At 47.4% G+C, this 24,366-nt stretch carries 23 protein-coding genes and 3 tRNA genes; 10 read left to right on the top strand and 16 right to left on the bottom strand.

The window, feature by feature from the left end; translation table 11 throughout:
• Positions 1–415: 415 nt before the first annotated feature.
• The 7 genes from hda to H3L97_RS03500 all read right to left on the bottom strand — a co-directional run bounded on the left by hda (position 416) and on the right by H3L97_RS03500 (position 4,686).
• A complete protein-coding gene (gene hda, locus H3L97_RS03530) occupies positions 416–1,090 on the bottom strand; it encodes a DnaA regulatory inactivator Hda (RefSeq protein WP_097115045.1) in 675 nt (224 codons plus the stop codon).
• 105 nt (positions 1,091–1,195) lie between these two features.
• Positions 1,196–2,092 (bottom strand): hypothetical protein, encoded by an 897-nt coding sequence (locus tag H3L97_RS03525; protein WP_097115044.1) that lies wholly within the window; start codon positions 2,090–2,092, stop codon positions 1,196–1,198.
• 154 nt (positions 2,093–2,246) lie between these two features.
• A complete protein-coding gene (hisG, locus tag H3L97_RS03520; RefSeq protein ID WP_097115043.1) occupies positions 2,247–2,888 on the bottom strand; it encodes an ATP phosphoribosyltransferase in 642 nt (213 codons plus the stop codon).
• A complete protein-coding gene (locus H3L97_RS03515; RefSeq protein WP_097115042.1) occupies positions 2,885–3,523 on the bottom strand; it encodes an SCO family protein in 639 nt (212 codons plus the stop codon). The genes hisG and H3L97_RS03515 overlap by 4 nt, the downstream gene beginning before the upstream one ends.
• Positions 3,524–3,681: 158 nt before the next feature.
• A tRNA-Asp gene (locus H3L97_RS03510) sits at positions 3,682–3,758 on the bottom strand.
• Between the two features lie 36 nt (positions 3,759–3,794).
• Positions 3,795–3,870 (bottom strand) — tRNA-Val (locus tag H3L97_RS03505).
• 126 nt (positions 3,871–3,996) lie between these two features.
• Positions 3,997–4,686, bottom strand: coding sequence for an N-acetylmuramoyl-L-alanine amidase (locus tag H3L97_RS03500; protein WP_097115041.1), 690 nt, complete (start codon positions 4,684–4,686; stop codon positions 3,997–3,999).
• Positions 4,687–4,839: 153 nt separating this feature from the next.
• On the opposite strand from H3L97_RS03500, the gene H3L97_RS03495 reads away from it, so the two are divergent.
• From H3L97_RS03495 to H3L97_RS03485, 3 genes are all read left to right on the top strand, one after another.
• On the top strand, positions 4,840–5,637 hold the full coding sequence (locus H3L97_RS03495) for a phosphatidate cytidylyltransferase (protein WP_097115049.1): 798 nt from the start codon (positions 4,840–4,842) through the stop codon (positions 5,635–5,637).
• 70 nt (positions 5,638–5,707) lie between these two features.
• Positions 5,708–6,445, top strand: a complete 738-nt coding sequence (locus H3L97_RS03490; protein WP_179655895.1) for a DUF4261 domain-containing protein — start codon at positions 5,708–5,710, stop codon at positions 6,443–6,445.
• A gap of 71 nt (positions 6,446–6,516) precedes the next feature.
• Entirely contained in the window at positions 6,517–7,239 is a 723-nt protein-coding gene (locus H3L97_RS03485; protein ID WP_097115039.1) for a hypothetical protein, read from the top strand.
• Between the two features lie 245 nt (positions 7,240–7,484).
• On the opposite strand, the gene pepN is transcribed toward H3L97_RS03485, so the two are convergent.
• Both pepN and H3L97_RS03475 read right to left on the bottom strand, forming a co-directional pair.
• The gene (gene pepN / locus H3L97_RS03480) at positions 7,485–10,232 is read right to left on the bottom strand and encodes an aminopeptidase N (protein WP_097115038.1); all 2,748 of its coding nucleotides are present in this window, start codon (positions 10,230–10,232) and stop codon (positions 7,485–7,487) included.
• Positions 10,233–10,332: 100 nt separating this feature from the next.
• Positions 10,333–11,190, bottom strand: a complete 858-nt coding sequence (locus H3L97_RS03475) for a BPSS1780 family membrane protein (protein ID WP_097115037.1) — start codon at positions 11,188–11,190, stop codon at positions 10,333–10,335.
• A 121-nt stretch (positions 11,191–11,311) separates the two neighbouring features.
• Here H3L97_RS03475 and H3L97_RS03470 point away from each other — a divergent pair, with 121 nt between their 5' ends.
• A complete protein-coding gene (locus tag H3L97_RS03470; protein WP_143269205.1) occupies positions 11,312–11,494 on the top strand; it encodes a hypothetical protein in 183 nt (60 codons plus the stop codon).
• Positions 11,495–11,498: 4 nt separating this feature from the next.
• Here H3L97_RS03470 and H3L97_RS03465 read toward each other — a convergent pair whose 3' ends face one another.
• The 3 genes from H3L97_RS03465 to proC all read right to left on the bottom strand — a co-directional run bounded on the left by H3L97_RS03465 (position 11,499) and on the right by proC (position 15,665).
• Positions 11,499–13,235 carry a potassium/proton antiporter gene (locus tag H3L97_RS03465; RefSeq protein WP_097115036.1) on the bottom strand — a complete coding sequence of 579 codons (1,737 nt, stop codon included), beginning with the start codon at positions 13,233–13,235 and terminating at the stop codon, positions 11,499–11,501.
• Positions 13,236–13,554: 319 nt separating this feature from the next.
• Complete coding sequence (gene ispC / locus H3L97_RS03460; RefSeq protein ID WP_179655894.1) at positions 13,555–14,730, bottom strand: 1-deoxy-D-xylulose-5-phosphate reductoisomerase; 1,176 nt, start codon at positions 14,728–14,730, stop codon at positions 13,555–13,557.
• A gap of 137 nt (positions 14,731–14,867) precedes the next feature.
• A complete protein-coding gene (gene proC, locus H3L97_RS03455; protein ID WP_097115034.1) occupies positions 14,868–15,665 on the bottom strand; it encodes a pyrroline-5-carboxylate reductase in 798 nt (265 codons plus the stop codon).
• A 55-nt stretch (positions 15,666–15,720) separates the two neighbouring features.
• Here proC and H3L97_RS03450 point away from each other — a divergent pair, with 55 nt between their 5' ends.
• The 3 genes from H3L97_RS03450 to H3L97_RS03440 all read left to right on the top strand — a co-directional run bounded on the left by H3L97_RS03450 (position 15,721) and on the right by H3L97_RS03440 (position 19,117).
• Positions 15,721–16,758 (top strand): right-handed parallel beta-helix repeat-containing protein, encoded by a 1,038-nt coding sequence (locus H3L97_RS03450; protein ID WP_097115033.1) that lies wholly within the window; start codon positions 15,721–15,723, stop codon positions 16,756–16,758.
• 266 nt (positions 16,759–17,024) lie between these two features.
• A complete protein-coding gene (hisD, locus tag H3L97_RS03445) occupies positions 17,025–18,317 on the top strand; it encodes a histidinol dehydrogenase (protein ID WP_097115032.1) in 1,293 nt (430 codons plus the stop codon).
• A gap of 251 nt (positions 18,318–18,568) precedes the next feature.
• Positions 18,569–19,117, top strand: a complete 549-nt coding sequence (locus tag H3L97_RS03440; RefSeq protein ID WP_143269203.1) for a hypothetical protein — start codon at positions 18,569–18,571, stop codon at positions 19,115–19,117.
• Between the two features lie 54 nt (positions 19,118–19,171).
• Here H3L97_RS03440 and H3L97_RS03435 read toward each other — a convergent pair whose 3' ends face one another.
• Together H3L97_RS03435 and H3L97_RS03430 are read right to left on the bottom strand one after the other, a co-directional pair.
• A complete protein-coding gene (locus tag H3L97_RS03435) occupies positions 19,172–20,098 on the bottom strand; it encodes a LysR family transcriptional regulator (protein ID WP_097115030.1) in 927 nt (308 codons plus the stop codon).
• 28 nt (positions 20,099–20,126) lie between these two features.
• Positions 20,127–20,900, bottom strand: a complete 774-nt coding sequence (locus tag H3L97_RS03430; RefSeq protein ID WP_097115029.1) for a sulfite exporter TauE/SafE family protein — start codon at positions 20,898–20,900, stop codon at positions 20,127–20,129.
• Between the two features lie 72 nt (positions 20,901–20,972).
• Between H3L97_RS03430 and dtd the strand changes: the two genes are divergently transcribed.
• Positions 20,973–21,407, top strand: a complete 435-nt coding sequence (gene dtd / locus H3L97_RS03425) for a D-aminoacyl-tRNA deacylase (RefSeq protein WP_097115028.1) — start codon at positions 20,973–20,975, stop codon at positions 21,405–21,407.
• Between the two features lie 86 nt (positions 21,408–21,493).
• Here the strand turns inward: dtd and H3L97_RS03420 are convergent, their stop codons facing one another.
• On the bottom strand, positions 21,494–22,204 hold the full coding sequence (locus tag H3L97_RS03420; protein WP_097115027.1) for a fumarylacetoacetate hydrolase family protein: 711 nt from the start codon (positions 22,202–22,204) through the stop codon (positions 21,494–21,496).
• Between the two features lie 100 nt (positions 22,205–22,304).
• Between H3L97_RS03420 and truC the strand changes: the two genes are divergently transcribed.
• The gene (truC, locus tag H3L97_RS03415) at positions 22,305–23,033 is read left to right on the top strand and encodes a tRNA pseudouridine(65) synthase TruC (protein WP_097115026.1); all 729 of its coding nucleotides are present in this window, start codon (positions 22,305–22,307) and stop codon (positions 23,031–23,033) included.
• A gap of 74 nt (positions 23,034–23,107) precedes the next feature.
• On the opposite strand, the gene H3L97_RS03410 is transcribed toward truC, so the two are convergent.
• Positions 23,108–23,183, bottom strand: a tRNA-Lys gene (locus H3L97_RS03410).
• A gap of 271 nt (positions 23,184–23,454) precedes the next feature.
• On the opposite strand from H3L97_RS03410, the gene H3L97_RS03405 reads away from it, so the two are divergent.
• Complete coding sequence (locus tag H3L97_RS03405; RefSeq protein WP_097115025.1) at positions 23,455–24,357, top strand: NAD(P)H-hydrate dehydratase; 903 nt, start codon at positions 23,455–23,457, stop codon at positions 24,355–24,357.
• Positions 24,358–24,366: the final 9 nt, after the last annotated feature.

Below are 24,366 nucleotides of genomic sequence, written 5' to 3'. Positions count from 1 at the left end.
GTTTCAGGCAGCCTTTCACGACACCAAAAAAAGTTTTTGCCTTCGGCGACTTACTTTTTAAAAAAGTAAGCCAAATAAACCAAAAAACAAAGATAACTTCTATTTTATTCAATGGCTTAATCTTTTCAGGCTGCCTTTCAGTACACGACAAAAATCTTTCAGGCTGCCTGCAACCTGTCCCCTCCCCTGCTGGCGGGGGAGGGTTAGGGTGGGGGTGGCTCGTTGCGTTTCTAACCCCCACCCCAGCCCTCCCCCTTACATAGGGGGAGGGGGTAGGTTTGTGGCAATATCAAAAAATGTCGTGTACTGAAAGGCTGCCTGAAACGTTTTTTAAAACGCAAACCGTTCAGCATTTTACTTTCAGTTGCCGAAGGCAAACCTTTCATTGTGGCGTGTACGGTAAGGCAGCCTGAAATCAATGTTGTTCCTGTTCTTTCAACAGTTTGCGCAACAGGGGCAAGGTAATCGGCTTGCCCAAATTGATGGAATAATTGGCTAAATCATTGAACATACACAATAAACTGTCCATATCCTGCCGCCAATGTTCCAATAAATATTCGTAAATGCTGGGGTCAATATTCAGTTGGCGCGTTTTTGCCATATTGTTGAGTGCGTCAATTTTTTCCTGCTTACTCAAAGATTTAACTTCATACGACAAACAATATGCCAAACGTGTCCGCAAATCATCGCGCAATTTGCTGTTCAATTTTACAGGCGGCACATCGGCACTCAACAGCAAATGCCCCCTGCGCGTATTGCGGAACTGATTGAATAAATTGAACAAAACAGTTTGTTCTTTGCGGTTGAGTTTTTCAATTTGGTCTATGGCAACATAATCGGCGTGCATCACTTCATCGCCCAAAGTGTGCTGCGCGGCATCAATGTAAACGGCGCGGCTGCCATTTTGCCAAGCCTGTCCCACCCATGCTTGCAAAATATGGCTTTTGCCAGAACCCTGCTCGCCCCAAATGTACAAAAACTGGTCATGTTCTTGTTGCAAAATGTAAATTAACTCGGCATTGGCTGTGCCGAGCAATTTATCAAAACGGGGATAAGCGGGTTCGTCAAAATCAAGGGAAAGTTGGTTCACGGTTGGTTTTTCGGTAAAAATTAAGCAAAAAAAGCGTTATTTTAACGCGAAATGCGTTTTCAGGCAGCCTGAAAATGCGTTCAGACTGCCTGTTTTTCAAGCCAATTATTTCAATTTCAGCAAATGAATCAAATTGGTGATTTTGACCATATTGCCATTTTCCAGCTTCATCATGCCATTACTGACCAGATTTTTGAACATCATTTCCGCTTCGCTGTGGCTCACTTGCAAGGCTTGCATCAATTCGCCCAACACCTGCTCTTTTTTCTTGGGATAGCCCTTGGTCAAAACCTCAATCGCCTCATTCAAACGCGAAAGCAAATACGCAAAAGCAGACTCATCTGTTTCATCGCCATCTTTATCATCATGATTTTTCGCCACTTTATCCAACAAAATTTGCTGTTTCAACATGGAGCTTTCTGACAAACTGTTTTTCCAATTTGGGCTTTCTTTGGGCAGCAGCGAAGGTTTTTTTGCCACAGGAATTTTGGGCTGCTTGCTTTTGGTTTTGCTGCCTGAATTTTTTTGTGGCTGCTGCATTTCAGGCAGCTTGGTCAATGGCGGATTGAATTGCCCTTGGCTGGGATTTGTTTCTTTTTTGGGTTCAGATGAATGGGTGGGATTTTTGTCATTTTCGGATTCATCTGATTCATTTTCTTCATCATTTTGAACCACGTCCAGCAGCATCACATTGGCTTCGGGAAAACGATTGAGCAATTTGTCCACCAATTTGACCACTTTTTTGCGTGGCGAATCAATCAAAAATCGCGCTTCGGGTTGCGATTTAAGCAATTTTTTTAATTGATTGCTTAAAATTTCTGCCAATTTTTCATCTTTGCCCACTTTCACAAAAGCCACTTGTGGGTGTGCCGCCGCAAATGCCTGTGCCAGTTGGCGATTGTTTTTCTTTTTGGCAAACAAAAACACTTGGCGCGTTTCGCCCGTGGGCGCAACACAACCTACGCTGGATTTGTCCAAATCAATCAATAAATAAGATGTCATTTCTCTTGCTCCTTCAAAATAAAAATGTGAAAAAACCGTTTCAGGCTGCCTGAAATGTTTGTGTAAAACGAAACCGTTCAGCTTACTTTTTTAACAAGTAAGCCGCCGAAGGCAAAAAACTTTTTGTAGGGCAGTGAAAGGCAGCCTGAAAATCTCACACAATCGCCTTGGCAAAGGTTTGAATAATCGGCTCAATCAAATCGTGTTTCGTTTTCAACGCCGCCTTGTTCACCACCAAACGGCTGGAAATATCCACAATGTGTTCAACCGCTTGCAAACGATTCGCCCGCAAAGTACTGCCTGTGGAAACCAAATCCACAATCGCATCGCTCAAACCCACCAAAGGCGCAAGCTCCATAGAGCCATACAATTTGATGATGTCCACATGCACCCCTTTTGCCGCAAAATGCGCCGCCGCAATGTTGGGGTATTTCGTTGCCACGCGCAAACGGCTACCAGCTTGGGCGGCTGCCTGATAATCAAAGCCTTCACGCACCGCCACCATCATTTTACAGGCAGCAATTTTCAAATCCAATGGCTGATACAAACCTTCGCCACCATGTTCAATCAACACATCTTTGCCCGCAATGCCAAAATCCGCCGCACCATATTGCACATAAGTTGGCACATCGCTGGCACGCACAATCACCAAACGAATGTTGTCGTGGTTGGTTTCAATAATCAATTTGCGCGATGATTCGGGGTTTTCCGCAGGCACAATGTCTGCCGCCGCCAACAAGGGCAAAGTTTCATCAAAAATCCGCCCTTTTGACAAAGCAATGGTTAAATGATTCATTTTTCAAAACCTTTCAATACCGAGCGCAAATCGCCCGCAATTTGGGTCGCGTTCAAGCCATAAGGCTCAAACAACACCACCTTACCCTGTTTATCCAAAATATACGCCCCCGAAGTGTGGTCCATATTGTAAGCCGTTGCCGATTTCACTTCGGTTTTTGCCGCCACAATGCGATACTGTTTTTTCACACTTTCAAGGTCTTGGCTGCCTGTTGCCGTTAAGCCGATGAATTTGGGGTGAAATTGTTGCACATAACGCCCAATTAAATCAGGCGTATCGCGTTGCGGGTCTATGCTCACAAACACCACCGCCACATCATCGGCTTGCGTCCCAAGCTGTTTTAAGGCTTCGCTGTACACCAGCAATTCGCTGGGGCAAACATCGGGGCAATGCGTAAAGCCAAACGCCAACAGCACCACCTTACCTTTCAGGCTGCTCAACGCAAATGCTTGCCCCAAAGCATTGCTCAAAGTGAAATCGCCGCCCATTTTTTCTTGTCGCACATCGCTGCCAGCCACATCGCTGGGCAACCGAGCCGCCGACACCGCAGGCGATGCCGATTTTTGTGGGGATACGCTTTCAGGCTGGCAAGCGGTCAATAAACACACCGCCAAGCACAATAATCGCCATTGCATGATTTTCCTTTATTTTAAAAAAATTGGGCAATGAGATGGACACAAACTGCTGCCAAGCAAGGCAGCACCCTTTCCCAAAAACCATATCATAACCGCAAATGGCTGGAACAACAAACGCAAAAAATCCCTTGATGTTCAATCAAGGGATTTCGTTAAAATGGCGCGGTGGACGGGGCTCGAACCCGCGACCACTGGCGTGACAGGCCAGTACTCTAACCAACTGAGCTACCACCGCGCATGAATCACTCGGCAAAACCAAGCATTCAAAAAGTGGTGGGTGATGACGGAGTCGAACCGCCGACATTCTGCTTGTAAGGCAGACGCTCTACCAACTGAGCTAATCACCCTGATTCCTGTTTTTTCTTTTGCCGTAGCAGCGAAAGACCGTATTAAACCACCATTCTGTTTGCCGCGCAAGCCTTGTTGTGCATTTTTTTGTTGCGATAATTTCATTTTGTTGTTTTTAAATGAAATTAAATTTGACGCAAGGGGCTTTTTTTGGTGCTGTTTTTGTCTTTGGTGGTTTGGGTGGCGGGCTTGGTTTTGGCTTTTTTCTCTTGCTGCTTGATGCTTTTGTCCAAAACTTGACCCAAGGTGCTGACCATTTTGCCACGCGCTTTTTGGTTAAGCAGGCGTTCTAAATCGCGGTCGTTGGTGATGTAGCCCATTTCCACCAGCAAGGTGGGGCAATTCGCGTTTTTTAACACGAAAAAGTTTTCTTTACGCACGGGGCGTATGGGGTTGAAGGTGCTTTGTACGTTACGCGCAATGTGCATACTGCGTTTGCCCATTTCGTGGTTTTTGCCTGCTGCAAAGGCATTGACCCCATGAGCGCGTGGCGTGGGTGCGCTGTCCACATGCACCGACACAAACAGCTTTTTGCAATGGGCGCGCGCATAATTCAAACGCTCTTGCAAGCTGACGGTTTTGTCCACGCTGCGGGTCATGGCTACGCTGTATCCTTTTTGCTTGAATTCGCGTTGTAATTGCTTGGACATATCCAAGGTAAAGGTTTTTTCCAAGTGCAATTTGCCTTTGTAGGTGCGTACTGTGCCAGGGTCTCTGCCGCCGTGTCCTGCATCAATCACAATATCGGCGGCAAGGGCTGCCTGAACACCCATACACGCACAGCACAGGCATAGAAAATGTCGTAATTTTTGCATTTTTGTATCTTTTTTTGGTTTTTGGACGAAAATTATAACAAGTTTCGCCTTTTTCAGGCAGCCTGAAATGCGTAAAGCTGCCTGAAACGCTATAATTTGCTTTTTTTGATTGTGGGCGCGGTAAATTATTGCGTTCTTTTTCGGATTTTAAATATGAAACAAAGAATTATCACAGCATTGATTTTGTTGCCCATCATGTTGGGCATGTTGTTTTGGGCGAATGGGGGCATTTGGGCGGCGTTTGCTGGGCTAATTGCTTTGTTGGCTTTGTGGGAATACAGCCGTTTGATGTTGTTTACGGGCAAGCAGCAGGTGGGCTACATTGGGGCAACGGCGGCGTTTATGCTGATGGCGTATTGTGAACAATGGGCGTTACCGCCTTTTGCTTGGGCGGTGGTGTTGGCGTTTTGGTTGTTGTTGATGCCAGCATGGTTGGCATTCAAATGGCAATTACAAGGGGCGGGGACGCGCACTTTATTGCTGGGCTGGCTGATGATGATGCCATTTTGGTATGGTTTGCTGATTTTGCGACCTGATGATGAGTCGGCTGTGCCTTTGTTGTCGCTGATGTGTGTGGTGTGGCTGGCGGATTCGGGCGCGTATTTTGTGGGACGCAAATGGGGCAAACACAAACTCGCCCCCACATTAAGCCCCAAAAAAAGCTGGGAAGGCGCATTGGGCGGCTTGGTTTTGGTGTGGATTTATGCGAGCGTGGCGCGTGGCATGGGCTGGTTTGGGTTTGAAAGCGGTTGGCTGACCACGCTGTTTGCCATGACGGTATTGACCTTTGTGAGCATAGGTGGCGATTTGCTGGAAAGCTGGTTCAAGCGCGTGGCAAACATCAAAGACAGCAGCAATTTGCTCCCTGGACACGGCGGTGTGTTTGACCGCGTGGACAGCATGATTGCGCTGATTGGCGTGGCGGCGGCGGTGCTGGTTTTGTTGGGATAAGGGGATTGGGATTCAGACAGCCTGAAATCCAATCTTCCACATGAAACAAAGAACACAGATAAAGGAAACCATGATGTTAGAAAACGGTTTTGTTTTGCTCAATAGCCATGAATTTGATATTCATAAACTGATTAACGATTTAAAAACAGACTGGGGGATTTCAGCCCAAGTAGAGCAGCATCAGGATTCATTTATCCTGAACATTGGCGATTTTTTGTGTGCGATTGCACTGATGCCAGCCCCTATTCCCAATGGCGAAGCGATACAATTCGCCAAAGGCAATTACTATTGCCCGAATGCGGTAGCTGCTGCCGAAGCCCACAAAGCGCATTTGATGGTTACGGTCATGAACCAAGCCGAAAACAGCGAAGTAGCTGGTATGAGCTTATACAGCAAAATTGTTTCAGGCTGCCTGAAACAAGAAAATGCCACCAGCGTTTACACTTCGGGAACGGTTTATACGGCTGATTTTTATCAGAAAGTAGCGAAAGAATACCTGCCTAACAATGAAATTCCGATTATGATTTGGGTTTATGTGGGCTTGGGGCAAAATGAGCAGGGCAACCAGCTTTACACATCGGGCATGGCGAAATTTGGCAAAGATGAAATGGAGATTTTAAACAGCAAAATCAATATGGGTACATTACACGCTTCATTGAGCAGTATGTGCAGTTACATCATCAGTTCAGGTTTGGTCTTGAAAGATGGGGAAACCATTGGATTTAGCGCAGAGCAGAAATGGGCAATCAGCCACTCAAAAAGCGTGTACGCACCAAGTGAGTTTTCATTAAAGATTGATATTCAATAAAATATTTTTAGGTTAAGCGGTCTATTGTTCTGTACAATAGACCGTTTAAAATTTTATAATGAAAGAACTTTATGTATAATCAACAAAATGTATGGGTATCATACCCAAGTTATGCTTATATAAAAAGTTATACTATTGGTATGAATATTCCAAAACTACATAATTATCCAGCTTATCGTAAGGCACAATTAGAATATTATGCCGATTCAACCAATAAAGAAAAAAGTGAAAAATTAAAAGAATTGGGTAAATATAGCTATGAACTTGACTTACAAATAAAGAGCTTTGAAAAATTTAAAGTTTTTCCGAATAGCTTATATGTTGATGGAGATGATAAAAAGAAACTTCCTGATTATCACGAATATGTTTTTCAAACTCTTGGTGGAGCTATCATTGTCAATGAAGCCTGTGCCAATATTTTAAAACAATTTAAGTTAGGCGATAGTACATTAACTCCTTTAAAAATTCGTGATGTATTCAGTGATGAGATATTATATTCAGGAACTATTTATTTTTTTCATTTATGTGAAATAAGAAATTATGTCAAAATTCCACAATCCCACGATAAGTTGCATTATTCTCCTAGTGGAACTTATCCATCCTATTCTGACTATAATCTTTGTTTAGACCACGATTTATTAGAAATTGATAAATCAGCTCTTGAATGTGATGTGGATATATGGCATGACCCTAGCTTTAGAGGTTCATATTTTTTCTCTGAAAAACTTCGTCAAGCTTTTATCCATGCAAATATGTTAGATAAGTGGAATCTGAAATCTTGTCAATTGGTTTAATTTGATACTATTTTTTTATTTGGAAGAATCTATTATGAGCGTTTACCCACAAGCAAGCGTAGGTCGGCTCTCAGAGCCAACCTACGCTTGCTTATTGTTTTTCATTGAAATTTACTTTCAGGCAGCCTGAAAATGATGGCTTAATGATTTGACATATTGAAATTGTGTGGGTGAAAGCACCCACCCTACTACTATTTTGCGTTTTGCAAAAATTTCATGCTACCTGAAACCCATTTCACATCAAATTAAGCCAAAATCTTTTCCACAATCTCGCGCACATCTTTGGATAAGGCGGGCAATGCCACAATCGCCTCCAATTCCGCACACATTAAGGCTTGACGTTGTGGCTCAATCCGTTTCAACAAATTAAACGCGCGCGCCAAACCTGCCGCCACTTGTGGATTGAATGCGTCAATTTTTTTGATGTGTTGCGCCACAAAAGCGTAGCCTGAACCGTCAAGCGCATGAAAATGCGGTACATTTCGCGCAAATGTGCCAATCAGGGCGCGGACTTTATTCGGATTGTCCAAAGCAAAACGTGGGTGATTTAAGGCTGCCTGAACCTGCGCCAAAGTATCTGCCCTGCGACTGCACGCAATCAATGAAAAATATTTGTCCATCACAAGGGCTTGATGGTCAAATTTCGCGGCAAATCGCGCCAACAATTCATCGCGTTTCGCGCTCGCATTGCTGTTGATGGACGACAACACGCCCCATTCGTGGGTCATGTTTTTACGTGCCATTTCATCATAATGTTCAAATACTTGCTCAATGGTTGCCGCTTCGTCAAAACGATGAATCAAGGGGAAACACGCATATTGCAAGGCGCGAAGTCCCGCATCTTTCGGATTGTATTCATAAAATGCGATTTCTTTGCCGCGCTTGTCGGCATTTTCCAGCTCACGCGCATTCAGTGCTGTCGCCAACAATTCGCCATGCAAAGCGTGGGCGATTTCGTCCAATAAGGCTTCACGCGCCATGGTGGTTTGCATGGGGTTGATGTGGTCGCGTTCGCCCCACAGTTCGGCTTCGGCTGGCACTTGCAACAGCATGGCTTTGAATGCCGCGTCCAGATTGTTGTCGTTCAGGATATTGCGTAAAGCTTGGATTAACAAGGGGTTTTGTGGCAAATCATTGCCTTGTTGCAATGCGGTTTCGTTGGCAAAAATGGCGCGGCGCAACAGGGTTTGTCCTGCTTCCCAACGGGCAAATTCATCGTCATCGTGCGCCAAAAGTAAGGCAAGTTGTTCATTGGTATAATCAAATTGCAAATGTACAGGCGCGGAAAAACCGCGCAATAATGATGGCGTAACTTGGCGCGCGTTTTCAATCAAAAATTCAAATGATTGCTCGGCTTGATTGAGGGTTAAAACGGTTTCCGTTTGCTCCCTCTCCCTTTGGGAGAGGGCTGGGGAGAGGGTTTGCGTGTCATCGGTTTCCCCTCTCCCTAACCCTCTCCCAGAGGGAGAGGGAATATTGGTTTCAGGCTGCCTGAAAGCGATTTTTGTGCCTTTTTCATCAAAAAATGCGATTTTAATCGGCATCATCATCGGCTTTTTGTCGGCAGCAGGCATATCGGGCGTGTCGGGCAAAGTTTGCTTGATTTTTAAAATGTATTTTTGTTCGCTGGGTGAGTAGTTCCCTGAAATTTGGAGCGTGGGCGTACCCGCTTGCGAATACCATAAGGCAAATTGTTCAAAATCAAAGCCATTTGCGTCTGCCATTGCCGCGCGGAAATCATCGCAGGTTACGGCTTGACCGTCATGGCGTTCAAAATACAATTTCATGCCCTTTTGGAAACCGTCTTCGCCCAAAAAAGTGTGGTACATGCGCACGACTTCCGCGCCTTTTTCGTACACGGTCATGGTGTAAAAATTGTTCATTTCCACATAGCTGGCGGGGCGGACGGGGTGTGCCATGGGGCTGGCATCTTCGGCAAATTGGTGTGTTCTCAATAATTTAACGTTTTCAATGCGGCGCACGGCACGGCTGGCGCGGTCGCCTGAAAATTCTTGGTCGCGGAACACGGTCAAGCCTTCTTTGAGCGAAAGTTGAAACCAATCGCGGCAGGTTACACGGTTGCCTGTCCAGTTGTGGAAATATTCGTGGGCGATGACGGCTTCTACGCCTTCAAAATCGGCGTCTGTGGCGGTTTGGCTGTCGGCAAGCACATATTTGGTGTTGAAAATGTTTAAGCCTTTGTTTTCCATTGCGCCCATATTGAAATCGCCCACCGCCACGACCATGTAAATGTCCAAATCGTATTCTAAACCGAAGCGTGTTTCGTCCCATTTCATTGAATTTTTTAAGGATTCAATGGCAAAGGCAACTTGGTGGGCATCGGCTTGGCGCGTGTAAAATTCAATTGCCACGCGGCGACCGCTTTGGGTGATGAAAAAATCCGATGTCAAAGCCAAATCGCCTGCCACCAAGGCAAACAAATAAGTGGGTTTGACAAAAGGGTCATGCCACACGGCAAAGTGTCGCCCATCGTTCAGGCTGCCTGAACGGATTTTGTTGCCATTTGACAGCAAAACGGGGAATTTGTCGGCATTGGCGCGAATTTCGGTGGTGAATTCGCCCATCACATCGGGGCGGTCGGGGTGGAAAGTGATTTTGCGGAAGCCTTCGGGTTCGCATTGAGTGTAGAGATTGCCGCCGCTTTCGTATAAGCCATTGAAAGATTTGTTTTTGCTCGGCTCAACGCGCGTGTGGACGGTCAGCGTGAATGGCTCGGTTGGCATATTCGGCAAAATTAGTGTTTCGTCTTGGCGAGCATAGGCGGTTTCAGGCAGCGTTTCATCGTTTTTTTTGATGGAGATGAGTTTCACATCGCCTTGCAAAATGAGTTCGGTTGCGCCATTTTGCGGCTCAATGTGCAGCGTGGCAAACACGTCTGTGTGTTCATCGTTGATTTCAAAGAGCAAATCGGTTTTGGGAACAAGGTGGGTGGGGGCGGTGTAGTCTTTTAAATATTTGACGGTTTGGGTCATGATTTTTTCCTTAAAATGGGTTTTCAGGCTGCCTGTAATCTGTCCCCGCCCACGCTGGCGGGGCAGGTTTGTGGCAACATTCAAAAATGGGGATAGGGTGTCATTCAATCGGCAAGTTTGTCCACACATTGCGGTAGGCGGTGTATATGACGCCCGCGTTCAAAATCGGCAAAAGCAATGCCATGATGATGAACAAGGGTACCATAGTCAGGATTGTAGCCGTTATGCCAGCAAGTGAATCATTTAATGCAAATGAGAGCAGGCTAAACAAGATGCCCAAGATAAAAGCCAAGCCAAAACCAATGACAAAGAAACCCAAATTCAAAGCAATCATGGGGGCGATGTTTTTCAGGCTGCCTGAAAAGCTCATTTTGATGGCGGTAAGCGGTTTCACATCGTGCAGCACCACCAAGGGGATACTGAAAAAGCCCACCATCATCATGAAAAAATACGACAACACAAAGAAAATGATGAATATGATAAGGCTATTGGTATTGATGTCGTTACTCATGATGTTGCCACCACCCAATAAGGCAAAAAATGCACCCCCCATCAACAAAATATACAGCAAGACAATGGGGATAAAACACAAGATTAAAATCAGCAAATCTTGCCATTTATGTTGAAATGCGGCAAATAAATGATTGACTTCCAATTCATCTCCTTCTGCCAAAGCCGCCATGCCCAGCAGCAAACCGCCTGTGAATAAAACGTTTAACATGCCGCTCAATATTTGTGCCACATTTGTCAAAATCAGGCTGTCGCTGGAAAAGGTAAGCGCGGTGCTGACCACCGTGATACACAAATTCATGATGAATGAAATCAACATCCATCGCCAAAATCGCGCTTTGGTTAAATGCCAAGCGTGTTTGAGCCAAAATATGCCATCTGAAAACGGCTGTTTGTTGGCAGATTCCAACAATATCAGTTCTTGTTCTTGAATGATTTGATTTTCCATGATTGTTTAACCTTTGAGGTTGGGGTTGAGAAAAGGGTGGTGGTACACGCCAGCAATCTTTAAAAGCTGCCTGAAATCCATTCCCTCCCCCTTATATAACGCGAAATCGGGATAAAAGTAATTGATAAATTTAAGTAACTTTACTCCCTCTCCCTGTGGGAGAGGGTGGGGGAGAGGGTATGCCCAACGCTTTCCCACAGGGAGAGAAAGCCAGCTTGTTGGCAAATTTACAGTTACTTACCCCGAGCTCACGTTATATAGGGGGAGGGGGCAGATGAGTGGCAATGCAAAACAGGCAGCCTGAAACCTTATTTTTGCTTTTTATTGGGGATTTTCAAACCCAGCCATTTGATGTAGCTGTGTTCGTCCAATTCTTTAACCGTAATTTGAAAATCGCCAATCAAAATGCGGTCGCCAGCCACAGGCACATCGCCAAATCGCTCGCGGAACACCGATGCCAAACTGCGCGTTGCGTCCATATCATCGCCCAGTTTCAAACCATAGGCAAATGCCAGTTCGCCCACTTTCGCATCGGGTTTGACCACAAATTCGCCATAAAATTGTTGTTCGTCTTGGTGTTTGCGTACATCGGCAAATTGGGTGGCAAATTCATCGGCTTTGCTTTGCGGCAACACATACCACACCACATCGCCTGCCTGCATTTGGGTGGTCATGTTTACGGTAATCGTTTCATTGTGGCGAATCAGGGCAAACAAACGCGCATCGGCAAAATCGTTCAGGCGCGTCATGGCGTAGGGGTGGCTGTTTTCGGCTTGCGAATTGGGCGCAACTTGAAACGATTGCAAACCCACCGACAAATGATTGCCCAACCAAATTTCGCGGCTGTCCAAAGGTTCGGGCTTGGGGGGCAGCACCATGCCCAATTTGCGCGCCAAAAAGGGTATGGTGGTGCCTTGTATCAACAAAGACAAAATCACCACCGCAAATGCCACATCAAACAATAATTGCGCCTGCGGTATGCCATTCATCAAGGGCATAATCGCCAAAGTAATCGGCACAGCACCGCGCAAACCCACCCAACTGATGTATGCCAATTCTTTACCCGAATAGTGAAACCACTTAATGGCGGTGTACACCGCCAAAGGTCGCGCCACAAAAATCAAAAAGGCGGCAATCACCAAGGCGTGTGCGCCCTGTCCCAACAAGCTGGACGGCGTAACCAGCAAACCCAATACCAAAAACATCACGGCTTGCGCCAGCCATGCCAAGCCGTCCATCACATTCAAAACGTGTTGGGTGGCGGCATTGCGTAAATTGCCCACAAACACGCCCACCAAATACACCGCCAAAAAACCACTGCCTTCAAACAAATTGCTCACGGCAAACACCAATAAACCGCCCGAGGCAATCATGATGGCATACAAGCCTTCTGCCAGCTTGATTTTTGCCAACAAATGCGCCAAAGCATGACCCGCTGCCACACCAAAGAGCAAACCCAAACCCATTTGTTTCAACAGCATGAGCAAGGTGCTGGCAAGTGTGGTTTCGGCAGGCTGCATAATCATGCCAATTAACACGCTCACCAACAAAATTGCCATGGGGTCGTTTAAGCCGCTTTCCAGTTCCAATGTGGCTTGAATCCGCGCATTGAGCCGCACGCCACTGTTGCGCAACAGCGAAAACACCGCCGCCGCATCGGTTGAACCCACAATGGCTGCCATCAGCAATGCCATTTTCCAGTCGGCACCCAAATAAAATGTGGCAAACAAACCCAATAAGCCCACGCTGGCAAGCACCCCCCAACTTGCCAATACAAGGGCGGGTTTGAGCGCAATGCGGAAGGTTTCAAATTGGGTACGCAAGCCGCCGTCGAGCAAAATGATTGCCAAAGCCAGTTGGCTGACCAAATTGGCGATGTTGTAATTGCTAAATTGTATGCCAAAGCCTTCTTCGCCTGCGAGCATACCCACCCCCAAAAAGGCGAGCAGCAGGGGCATACCCAAACGGGCAGACAATCGGCTGGCAATCACGCTGACAAACAACAGCAAAGCCATGACTAAAAAAAGCATATTGAGTGTGGTCATTTTGGTGTGCTTTCGTGTGGGTAATAATGTGGATTATATATTAAAAATGATAATATTCATAGGTTTATATGAGTTTTTTGCATGAAAATTGGGGGCTGGCTGCCTTTCACGACCCTACAAAAAAATAAAATGGCGTGTGTTTGGGATTTGCGCTGTATCGCTGCGCGAGCGACTGTTGCCCACCGCTAGGTGTACTTTTTTAAAAAGTAAGTCTCCGAAGGCAAAATCCATTTTTTGTAGGGTCGCGAAAGGCTGCCTGAAAAAAGAGCGGAGAGGAAATCCGCCCTTGTGTGGGTTTGAAAACCTGTGGTGGGATTGTCTAAATTTTCCCAATCAGGTTTTCGGTACTTTGGCGCACGGCTGCGTCCAAATCCAGCAAATCGTCTATGCTGTTCAGGCTGCCTGAAACGTGCTGCGACAAGGCTTGTTCCACCAATTTGGCAATGTCGGTAAAGCCGATTTGTTCGCGCAAAAAGGCGGCAACCGCCACTTCATTTGCCGCGTTGAGTACGCATGGCGCACTGCCGCCCGCATACATGGCGTCATACGCCAATTTCAGGCAGGGGAAACGAACAAAATCGGGTTCGGCAAAAGTTAAGGCTTTGATTTGGCTGAAATCCAATTTACCCACGCCCGAATCAATCCGTTCAGGCAGCCCCAAACAGTAGGCAATGGGCGTACGCATATCGGGCTTGCCCATTTGCGCCAGCACCGAGCCATCGGCATAGCGCACCATGCTGTGTATGATGGATTGTGGGTGAATAACCACTTCCAGTTGCTGGGGTGGGCAGTTGAACAAATGGTGGGCTTCAATCAATTCCAAGCCTTTGTTCATCATGGTGGCAGAATCCACCGAGATTTTTTGACCCATAGACCAGTTGGGGTGTTTGACCGCTTGCGCTGGTGTGATGTGGGGCAAATCCGCCAAATCGGTGTGCAAAAACGCGCCACCCGATGCCGTTAAAACAATGGATTCAATGCCATGCACGTTCAGGCTGCCTGAAAAATCGCGCGGCAAAACCTGAAAAATCGCATTGTGTTCACTGTCTATGGGCAGGACTTTTGCACCGTTTTGCTGGGCGGCATTCATGAATAAATTGCCTGAAACAACCAGCGTTTCTTTATTTGCCAAATAAATGGTTTTGCCAGCCTGTGCCGCCGCCAAAGCCGAAGGCAAACCTGCCGCACCCACAATCGCGCACATCACGCCCGACACTTCGGTGGCGGTGGCGACATCAATCAGGGCTTGTTTGCCGTGCAAAACTTGGGTGGGGCTGTTGATTTGCAACAGCAATTCGCGCAACTGTGCCGCGTGGTGTTCATCGGCAACCACCGCAAATTGGGGGCGATGTTGCTGGCATTGTTGGGCGAGTTTGGCAACTTGGGTGTGTCCAGCCAAAGCGAAAATGCGAAAACGGTTGGGGTGTCGTGCCACCACGTCCAAGGTGGACACGCCTATGCTGCCTGTGCTGCCAAGAATGGTTAAAATTTGCATGATGATTTCCGTGAAAAAATAAGCGAAATTATAGCGTAAAGTTTCAGGCAGCCTTTTGCTGCCTTCGGTAACTTAACTTCTAAAAAATGAATGCCCAAAGATTTGCGCCTAAACAGCATTTTCAGGTAGCCTGAAAATCAATCTTTCAAAATCTGCGCCAATTCAGCCGACCGCGTTGCTGCCGCATGAACGCCTTCTGTCAAACCGTCCGCCACACCACATTCTTCAAATTTCGTCAGCGCAGCGAAAGTTGTGCCGCCTTTTGATGTAACCTGTTGCTGTAAAATGAAAAAATCTTCGCCCGACTGTTCTGCCAACGCCACCGCACCGCGAAAGGTGTTCAACGCCAATGTCCGTGCCGTCTCATCGGCAAAACCCAAACCTGCTGCTGCTTTCTGCAATGCATTCATCAAATAAAACACATATGCCGAGCCGCTGCCTGAAATTGCCGTAATCGCGTTCATCATTTTTTCATCGTTTAACCAAATGGTTACGCCACAGGCTGCCATGATTTTTTCGGCAATCGCGCAATCAGACGCACTCATGCCCTCTGCCGCAAACAGCCCCGACACGCCCAATCCCACCGCACAGGGTGTGTTGGGCATCACGCGGACAATGCGGTGTGTGCCAAGCCAATTTGCCAGCGTGTCCACTGCCAAACCTGCTGCCAGCGATAAAATCAACGCACCGCCGTGTCGCACATTTTGCAGCGCGGCTTTCATGTCTTGCGGTTTTACGGCTAAAATCAGCACATCTTGGGGCGACAAGGTTTCAGGCAGCCTGAAATCGGTGGCGACATGAAAATCCTGTTGCAAACGCGCATTTTTTTCTGCGCTGCGATTGGCGACAAAAATCGCGTCATCGGGCGATTGGGCGCGTAATCCTGCGATAATCGCGCGCGCCATATTGCCACCGCCTAAAAAATAAATCGTCATGGTTGTTTCCCATTTGGTTTAAAATAATTGAATTTTAGCTTGAAACAAAATCCACATGAACAAAATCCTGTTTTCTTTGCTGTTGATGTCGTGTGTGCCTGCTTGGTCGGCGGTGTGCAATTCGGCGCAAATTGATGAAATCATTGCCCCAGCCACCGCGCAAAATCACAGCGTGGAAGTACAATGCACCGCCCACTTGCCCCACAACAGCACCGTTTCCAAACGCCTGTATTTTTCAGGCAGCCAAGCCAGCGATGTTGCGCTGCATTGCAACGGCAGCACCATCGCGCCCACCCACACGCAAGGCGGCGACAGCGTGGTGATTCGTTCGGTGCAACACGCCAATGGACAATGGTCGCGCCCCGAAAACATTGCGCTCAATGCTTGTCGCGTACACGGTTCGGTGCGGATTTTGGGCATGGGCGCAAATGGTGAAGCGGAAAAAGTCAAACTGTCTTCGCAACAACAAGGGCATACCGAACGCGCCCAAGCTGCCGCGCCACGCGCCATACACTTGAATAATATGACGATAATCGGGCAAAATCGTGTGCCGCTTTATCTTGCACCAGGGGTGAATGGGGTGCGCGTTTCAGGCAGCCGAATCACGGGCAAAAGCAGCAGCGTTGCCATTTATTTGGACGCAGAAAGTGGCAACAACCACTTTACCCACAACACCATAGACACCCAAACCGCCAGCCGCGAACTCATCGCCATAGACGGTTCAGCCAACAATGTGTTTGAAAACAATCGCTTTTCATCGCTCAATCGCGGCGGCATTTATTTTTACCGTAATTGTGGCGAAGGTGGCACAATCCGCCATCAAACGCCAAGCGGCAACACCGTGCGCAACAATGTGTTTTTCTATCGCAAATACAATGGCAAACTGCCAGCCGTGTGGCTGGGGGCGCGAAATGGCAATCGCAGCTATTGCGAAGCCGATTCGGGCTATGCCTTTGGCAGCAGCAGCGATAACCGCGATTTTGCCGATAATAATCTGATTGAAAACAATAAAATCCACAAATTGTCGCCACAAAAAATGTTGCGCGACCATGGCAATGGCAACCGCATTGTGGGCAATGTTACGGTAAATTGATTTCAGGCTGCCTGAAAATACACGATAATTTTGGTAATGACCACAAATCTGTCCCCTCCCCCGTCTCCAACGGGGGAGGGCTAGGGTGGGGGCAAATCGGTAGAAACAAATGAATTTTGATAAAAAATCCACGAACCACCCCCACCCTAACCCTCCCCCGCCAGACGGGGGAGGGGATAGGTTTTAGGCAGCCCAAAGATTTTTGTCGTGTACGAAAAAGCTACTTGAAAATTCATCATTATTTTTTAATCAATAGAAAGCAAATCATGAAATTTTTAAATAAACAATCCCCCAATTTCCAAAGTGAATTGCAAAACCTGCTCGCCTTTGAAACCGCGCAAGACCCGAAAATTGACCAAATTGTTGCCGACATTTGTGCCGATGTGAAACAGCGCGGCGATGAGGCGGTGGTGGCATACACCAACAAATTTGACGGCACAAACGCGCAAAGCATGGCAGATTTGACTTTATCGCAAGACGATTTGCGTGCAGCCTTTTTCAGGCTGCCTGAAAACGTGCAAAATGCCCTGAAAACAGCCGCTCAACGCATTGAATCCTATCATCAAAAACAAAAACAAGAATCGTGGACATACACCGATGAAGACGGCACACTTTTGGGACAACAAATCACGCCATTAGACCGCGTGGGCATTTACGTCCCCGGTGGCAAAGCGGCATATCCCAGCAGCGTGATGATGAACGCCATGCCCGCCCACGTTGCAGGCGTACCCGAAATCATCATGGTTGTGCCAACGCCCAAAGGCGAGCGCAACGACATTGTGTTGGCAGCCGCCTACATCGCAGGCGTAACGCAGGTTTACACGATTGGTGGCGCACAAGCGATTGCCGCTTTGGCGTATGGCACCGAAACCGTGCCGCAAGTGGACAAAATCACAGGGCCGGGCAATGCCTACGTTGCAGCCGCCAAACGCCGCGTGTTTGGCGTGGTCGGGATTGACATGGTGGCAGGCCCGAGCGAAATTTTGGTCATCGCAGACGGCAGCACGCCAGCCGATTGGGTGGCTATGGATTTGTTTAGCCAAGCCGAACACGATGAAATCGCACAAGCCATTCTCATTTCAACATCAAAGAATTATCTGGACGAAGTGCAAAACAGCATGGACAAATTGATTGAAGAAATGCCACGCCGCGACATCATTTCAGCCAGCCTGAACAATCGTGGCGCGATGATTTTGGTGGACAATTTGGACGAGGCTTGCGAAGTCGCTAACTACATCGCGCCCGAACACCTTGAATTATCAGTAGAAAATTCCGAACAATGGGCGAAAAAAATCCGCCACGCAGGCGCGATTTTCATGGGCAAATTCACCAGCGAAAGTTTGGGCGATTATTGCGCGGGCCCCAATCACGTTTTGCCCACCAGCCGCACCGCGCGTTTTTCATCGCCATTGGGAACATATGATTTCCAAAAACGCAGCAGTCTGATTCAAGTTTCAGAAGATGGCGCACAAAAATTGGGCAAAATCGCCAGCGTGTTGGCGCATGGCGAAATGCTGACCGCACACGCTCGTGCAGCAGAAATGCGTTTGAAAGATTGATGATTTTGGGGTGGAAAATCACATCCCAATCTTTTTCAGGCAGCCTTTCACTACCCGACAAAAAGGTTTTTTGCCTTCGGCGACTTACTTTTTAAAAAAGTAAGCCAAATACATTAACGCTGAACGGTTTCGTTTTAAACAAATATTTCAGGCAGTCTGAAAAGATTAGCCCATTGAATAAAATGGAAATAACCTTTATTTTTTGTAGGGCAGTAAAAGGCAACCTGAAACGATTTCAATAAGGAAAAACGATGTTAAATAAGATTGTTTATTCAATGATTTTATCATTGGGTTTGGCAGCTTGTGCGACCCAATCCGCGCCACAAACCGCAACCGCACCCCAATACGATGCGGCTGCGTTGGTGGGAAAATGGCATTGCCACGCGCAATTTGAAGAAAATATGGATTATGCTTTTGACATAGATTATCACGCTGATGGCACCAGCCGCGACAAAGGCATTTTAACCGTGCGATTGAGCGAAAAAGATTTGGCATGGCAATTTGAAGCACAAACGCAAAGCAAATGGCGCATTGACGGTGCACATTTCTTTGAACAACAAGCCGCCAAACCGATTGTCAAACTCGTGCCGATTGAAAACAAAAACACGCGCAGATTGTTAAAAGCGTTTGAAAAAAACAATCCCGAAGTGCTTGAAATGAAAAAAGAATTGTTAGACAGTTTGAGTAAATTTGATGATGAAGTATTTCGTGGCAAAATCATTGCCTTAAATGATAAGCTATTTCAAGTAGAAGTAGAAATTGATGACATGAAAGTCATGAGGACTTGCCAACGCATTTGATTTTACAAAGAAAAAAGCTGCCTGAAAACACATTTCAGGCAGCCTTTTGTGATTTTAGGCGCGATAATAAGGCGACACGCGCATATTACTTAAACTGAATGTCTCGCTTTTCACATTGTGCGATTGCTGCCAACTGCGCACGGTGCTGGGCGCGACAGCTTGTTGCCACGTTTGCGCCAACCTTGCCGCTTGGGGTGCATTTTCATGCAAGCTGACCGCCACCCATTCACGCGACACAGGCACGGACAATGTGTACAAACTCGCACAATCGGCATGATTCAGGCAGCTTTGCGGCAACACGCCCACGCCCAAACCTTGTTTGATGAGCAAAATCAGCGTGTGGGCATCATCGCTGCTCAAAAGTGGCGCAACTGCCGTGTGCCGCCTGAAAAATTGCAGCAACAAGGCATTGCCAAACGCCGCCTCATCATATGCCAACAAAGGGCGAGTGGATAAAATATCTTGATGATTTTGCGATGAAATATCGTCTAAACTCAATAAAACGCACGGGTCGGTGTGTAAAGTTTGCACCGCATAATCGGCAGGCAAAGGCGCATCGGGGCGCACCAAAATGGCAACATCCAAATTTTTGTGGCGCAAATCGTCCAACAAGGCCGCTTGTGGCGCAACAAATGCGCGTGTGCTGTCGGGCAAATGGGGCAGCAACTGGCTCAATACGGTGCTTTGCAATGAAGTTTGCACGCCCATTTTCAGGCTGCTTGCCAGCGCGTTTGCCGTGTCGGTCAAAGACATTTGTGCAAACAAATTGCCAATTTGTTGGGCAATGGGCAAGGCACGTTCGCCTTGTTCGCTCAACACCGCACCGCGCCGATTGCGGTCAAACAGGGGATAGCCCAAGTGTTTTTCCAGATTTTTGATTTGCGCGCTCACGGCACTTTGGGTAATGCCTTGTTGCTCGGCGGCGGCGGCAAACGTCCCACTGTGGCAAATGCTTAAAAAGGTTTGAATTTCGCGTATCATGTTCTTTCTCCCAAAATATTTTGATGATTTACATTAAGGTTGTGAAGGTATCATAAGCAAATTTGCTCATCAAAATACACAATAAAATCATGAACCCATAACGCAAAAAGCGTGTGCCGCCACGCATTGCCAAGTGTGCGCCCACCACGCCGCCCAACAAATTCGCCACACCCAAAGGCACCGCCCAATGCCACAAAATGTAGCCATGTGGCAGAAAAAAAGTTAAGGCAGCAAAATTGGTGGTCAAATTGATGATTTTGGCAGACGCGGTGGCGGTCAAAAAATCATAAGCAAAAAAACGCACAAACACAAAGGTAAACAGGCTGCCTGTACCCGGTCCCAAAATGCCATCGTACAAACCGATGATTGCGCCAAACAACAAACCCAATCGCCATTCTTTTGATGTCAATGCCGTGTTGCGGGCGATTTGCCCCAAATCTTTTTTGCAAAATGTGTACACCAACATGAGCAACATCATGATTAACATGGCAGGTTTCATATAATGCACGGGAATGTGCGCCACCCATTTCGCGCCCAAATAAGACGCGCCAAACGCCAACACCGCCGCAGGCAGCAACATGCGCCACGGCACGGCAATTTTGCGGACATATTGTTGCGCCGCCATTGCCGTCCCCAAGCTGGAAGCCAATTTATTGCTGCCTGAAACCGTGGCAATGGGCGTGCTGCTTGGCATTAAGCCAAATAGGGCAGGCAACTGCAACAAACCACCGCCGCCCACCGCAGCGTCCATCACACCTGCTGCAAAACCCGTTAAAAGCAGTAAAATAATGGGGGTATCCATAAACCAACACGCCAAAATGAGGCGATTTTAATAGAAATTTTTGTTGATGAATAGAAATTAAGGTCAAAAAATATGATAGGTCTGATTCAGCGTGTGCGCGAAGCACGAGTGTGTATCAACGATGAAACCGTGGGCGAAATTGGCACAGGATTGCTGGTTTTGCTGGGCGTTGAGCAAGGCGATGACGCGGCAAAAGCCAAACAATTATTGGATAAAATATTGAATTATCGCGTTTTTAGCGATGAAAATGGCAAAATGAATTTGAATGTGCAACAAGCAGGTGGTGCGCTGTTGGTGGTGTCGCAATTCACTTTGGCGGCAGACACCAAAAGTGGCACACGCGCCAGTTTTTCACGCGCTGCACCGCCCGATTTGGCGCGTGATTTGTATGCCCATTTTTGCCAGCAAGCCGCCCAAAAAATCCCCACCCAAACAGGGCAATTTGCTGCCGATATGCAGGTGCATTTGTGCAACGATGGGCCCGTTACATTTTGGTTGCAAGTGTGATTTCAGGCAGCTTTTCAGCGTTTGTGGGACGCTGGAACGCTGCCTGAAATGGTTTTTGAGATGATTGTTCATCAAATTGAATTGATTTATGCAATTTTCACAACAATGTCGTCCAAACCCGCAATGCTGCCGTGCAACACATCGCCTTGAACCACCGCGCCCACGCCTTCGGGTGTGCCAGTGAAAATCAAGTCGCCTGCCTGTAAAGCAAACAATTCCGACAATTTGGCAATCGTTTCTGCCAAATTCCACGTTAAGTGGCTGATGTTGCTGTGTTGTTTGGTTTCGCCATTCACATTCAAGCGAATTTCGGCTGCCTGAATGTCGCCCACATAATCGGCAACAGGGCAAATCGCACCAATTGGTGCAGAAAAATCAAATGCCTTGCCAATTTCCCAAGGGCGACCTGCGTTTTTCATGGCGGCTTGCAAATCGCGGCGCGTCATGTCCAAGCCCACGGCATAGCCATAAATGTGCGCCAAAGCGTTTTCGGGGCGAATATTGGCACCGCCTTTGCCAATGGCAATGACCAATTCCACTTCATAATGCAAATTTTGCGTTAAACTGGGATAGGGCATTGCCACTTCGCCTTGGGGGGGCACGGGCAAAATGGATTGCATGTCGTTGTGTTTACAAAAGAAAAAAGGTGGTTCACGCTCGGGGTCTGCGCCCATTTCACGCGCGTGGGCGGCGTAGTTGCGCCCCACGCAATACACGCGGCGCACAGGAAATTGCGCTTGGCTGCCACGCACAGGCAAACCGACCAGATTCATGGGTTCAATCACATATTGGCTCATGGTGTTTTCCAAATCAAGTTGATAAAATCAATCCAATGGCGTTTCAGGCTGCCTTTTGGCAAAATCTGAAACATGAAAAATTCAAATATAAAATAAAACTATGATACAAATTATTCATCAAAACCCCAGCTGGCTGCTCGTCAATAAACCCGCAGGCATGTTGGTACACCGCTCGTGGCTGGACACACACGAAACCGTATTTTTAATGCAAACCCTGCGCGACCAAATTGGGCAACACGTTTACCCCATACATCGCCTAGACCGTCCCACTTCGGGCATCATGCTGTTTGCGCTCAACAGCGACACCGCGCGGTTGTTGGTGCAACAATTTGAAAGCCAGCAAATCCAAAAAGACTATCTTGCCATCGTGCGCGGTTGGACGGCAGATTCAGGCAGCATAGATTATCCACTTAAAGTACAACTTGATGATATTGCAGATGAATTAAGCAATCCCAACAAGCCAGCCCAAGCTGCGCGCACCGATTATTGTACCTTGGCGCGTACCGAATTGCCGTTTAGCAGCAATCCGCGTTTTGTCAGTTCGCGTTATTCGCTGTTGCACATCACGCCACACACGGGGCGCAAACACCAAATTCGCCGTCATTTGAAACACATTTTCCACCCCATTGTGGGCGACACCACGCACGGCGATTTGCGGCAAAACAAGGCGGTGCAACAATTTTGTGGCAACACGCGCCTGTTGTTGCACGCGCAAAGTTTGCAATTTTTGCTGCCTGAAACGGGCGAAATGCGGCAATTTCACGCGCCAGTTGATGAAGATTGGCAAAATGTGTGCCGCGCATTTGGTTTTGAGGTGGAATCGGCGTAAAATCAAAAATTTCACATTTTCAGGCAGCCTGAAACGCAAAAAAGCCCGAACAAAACGTTCAGGCTTTTGAAATTTGGTGGGTCGTGAGCGATTCGAACGCTCGACCAACGGATTAAAAGTCCGCTGCTCTACCGACTGAGCTAACGACCCAATGAAAGATTTGAATTGTACGCGCCATTGTGTTTTGCGTCAAGCCCAATCGGTGTAAAAAATCGCCATTTTTCTTAATTGCTTATTTTTAAAATTAATTTAAATGCGTTTGCTTGAAATCAGCAAAATATGACAATTATCGGCACTTTCAGGCTGCCTGAATGGTGGTGAAACCATTTTGTCAATGCAAAAACAAATACTTGCAAGCTCATCACAATCACTTGATTTTATGTTAAAATGACGCAAAAGTCAGATTTGAAAGACAGAACTTATGTTTAATCCCCTACAACATCGCATCAACATTGATGCTTTGCGTAAATATGCTCAAAAAAATTTCCCCACGCTTTGCCAACCGCGTCCCCACGATGCCCACAAAGGCACTTGTGGCACGGTTTGTGTGGTTGGTGGGGCAAAAGGCATGGTTGGTGCGGCTTTTTTGGCTGCCGATGCGGCTTTGCAAACGGGTTGTGGCAAAGTGTTGGTGGGCTTGAATCAAAATCCCAATCCTGTGCCGTTTTTTCCCACACGCCCTGAATTGATGGTGGATTATGCGGTTGATGTCCTCAAAACACACCATCAAATTGTGGATACTTGGGTGGTGGGCTGTGGTTTGAGTCGCAATGAAACGGCAGGTCAATTACTCAAAGCCATTTGGAACAGCAGCACACCACAATTGGTGTTGGACGCAGACGCGCTGCATTTGTTGGTGGACATTTCCAAGCAGCTCAATCCCACCAAACGTGCCGATTTGGTGCTGACCCCACACCCTGCCGAAGCCGCGCATTTGCTTGACACGGGCGTAACGCAGGTGGAGGCAAACCGCTCTTGGGCGGCGCGTGAATTGGCATCGCGTTACCGTGCGTGGGTGGTGCTGAAAGGGCATGAAACGGTCATTTCATCGGCGCGTGGGGCTTTGCAAGTGAATGAAACGGGCAATGCGGGCTTGGCAACGGCAGGTTCGGGCGATGTGTTGTCGGGCATCATTGGCAGCTTGTTGGCGCAAGGCTTGGAGGCGGAAGAGGCGGTGCCTGCTGCGGTGTGGCTGCACGGTGCGGCAGCAGACATTTTGGCGCAAATGCAAATCGGCCCGATTGGTTTGATGGCGGGCGAATTGGCGCAAGCGGTGCGTTGGTTGCACAATCAACTGGCAAGCACACCCAGCATGACTTTATAATCATGATTG

Source organism: Alysiella filiformis, from assembly GCF_014054525.1.
GTDB lineage: Bacteria > Pseudomonadota > Gammaproteobacteria > Burkholderiales > Neisseriaceae > Simonsiella > Simonsiella filiformis.
The sequence above is the reverse complement of the archived record's forward strand: the minus strand, read 5'-3'. Positions and strand labels throughout refer to the sequence as shown.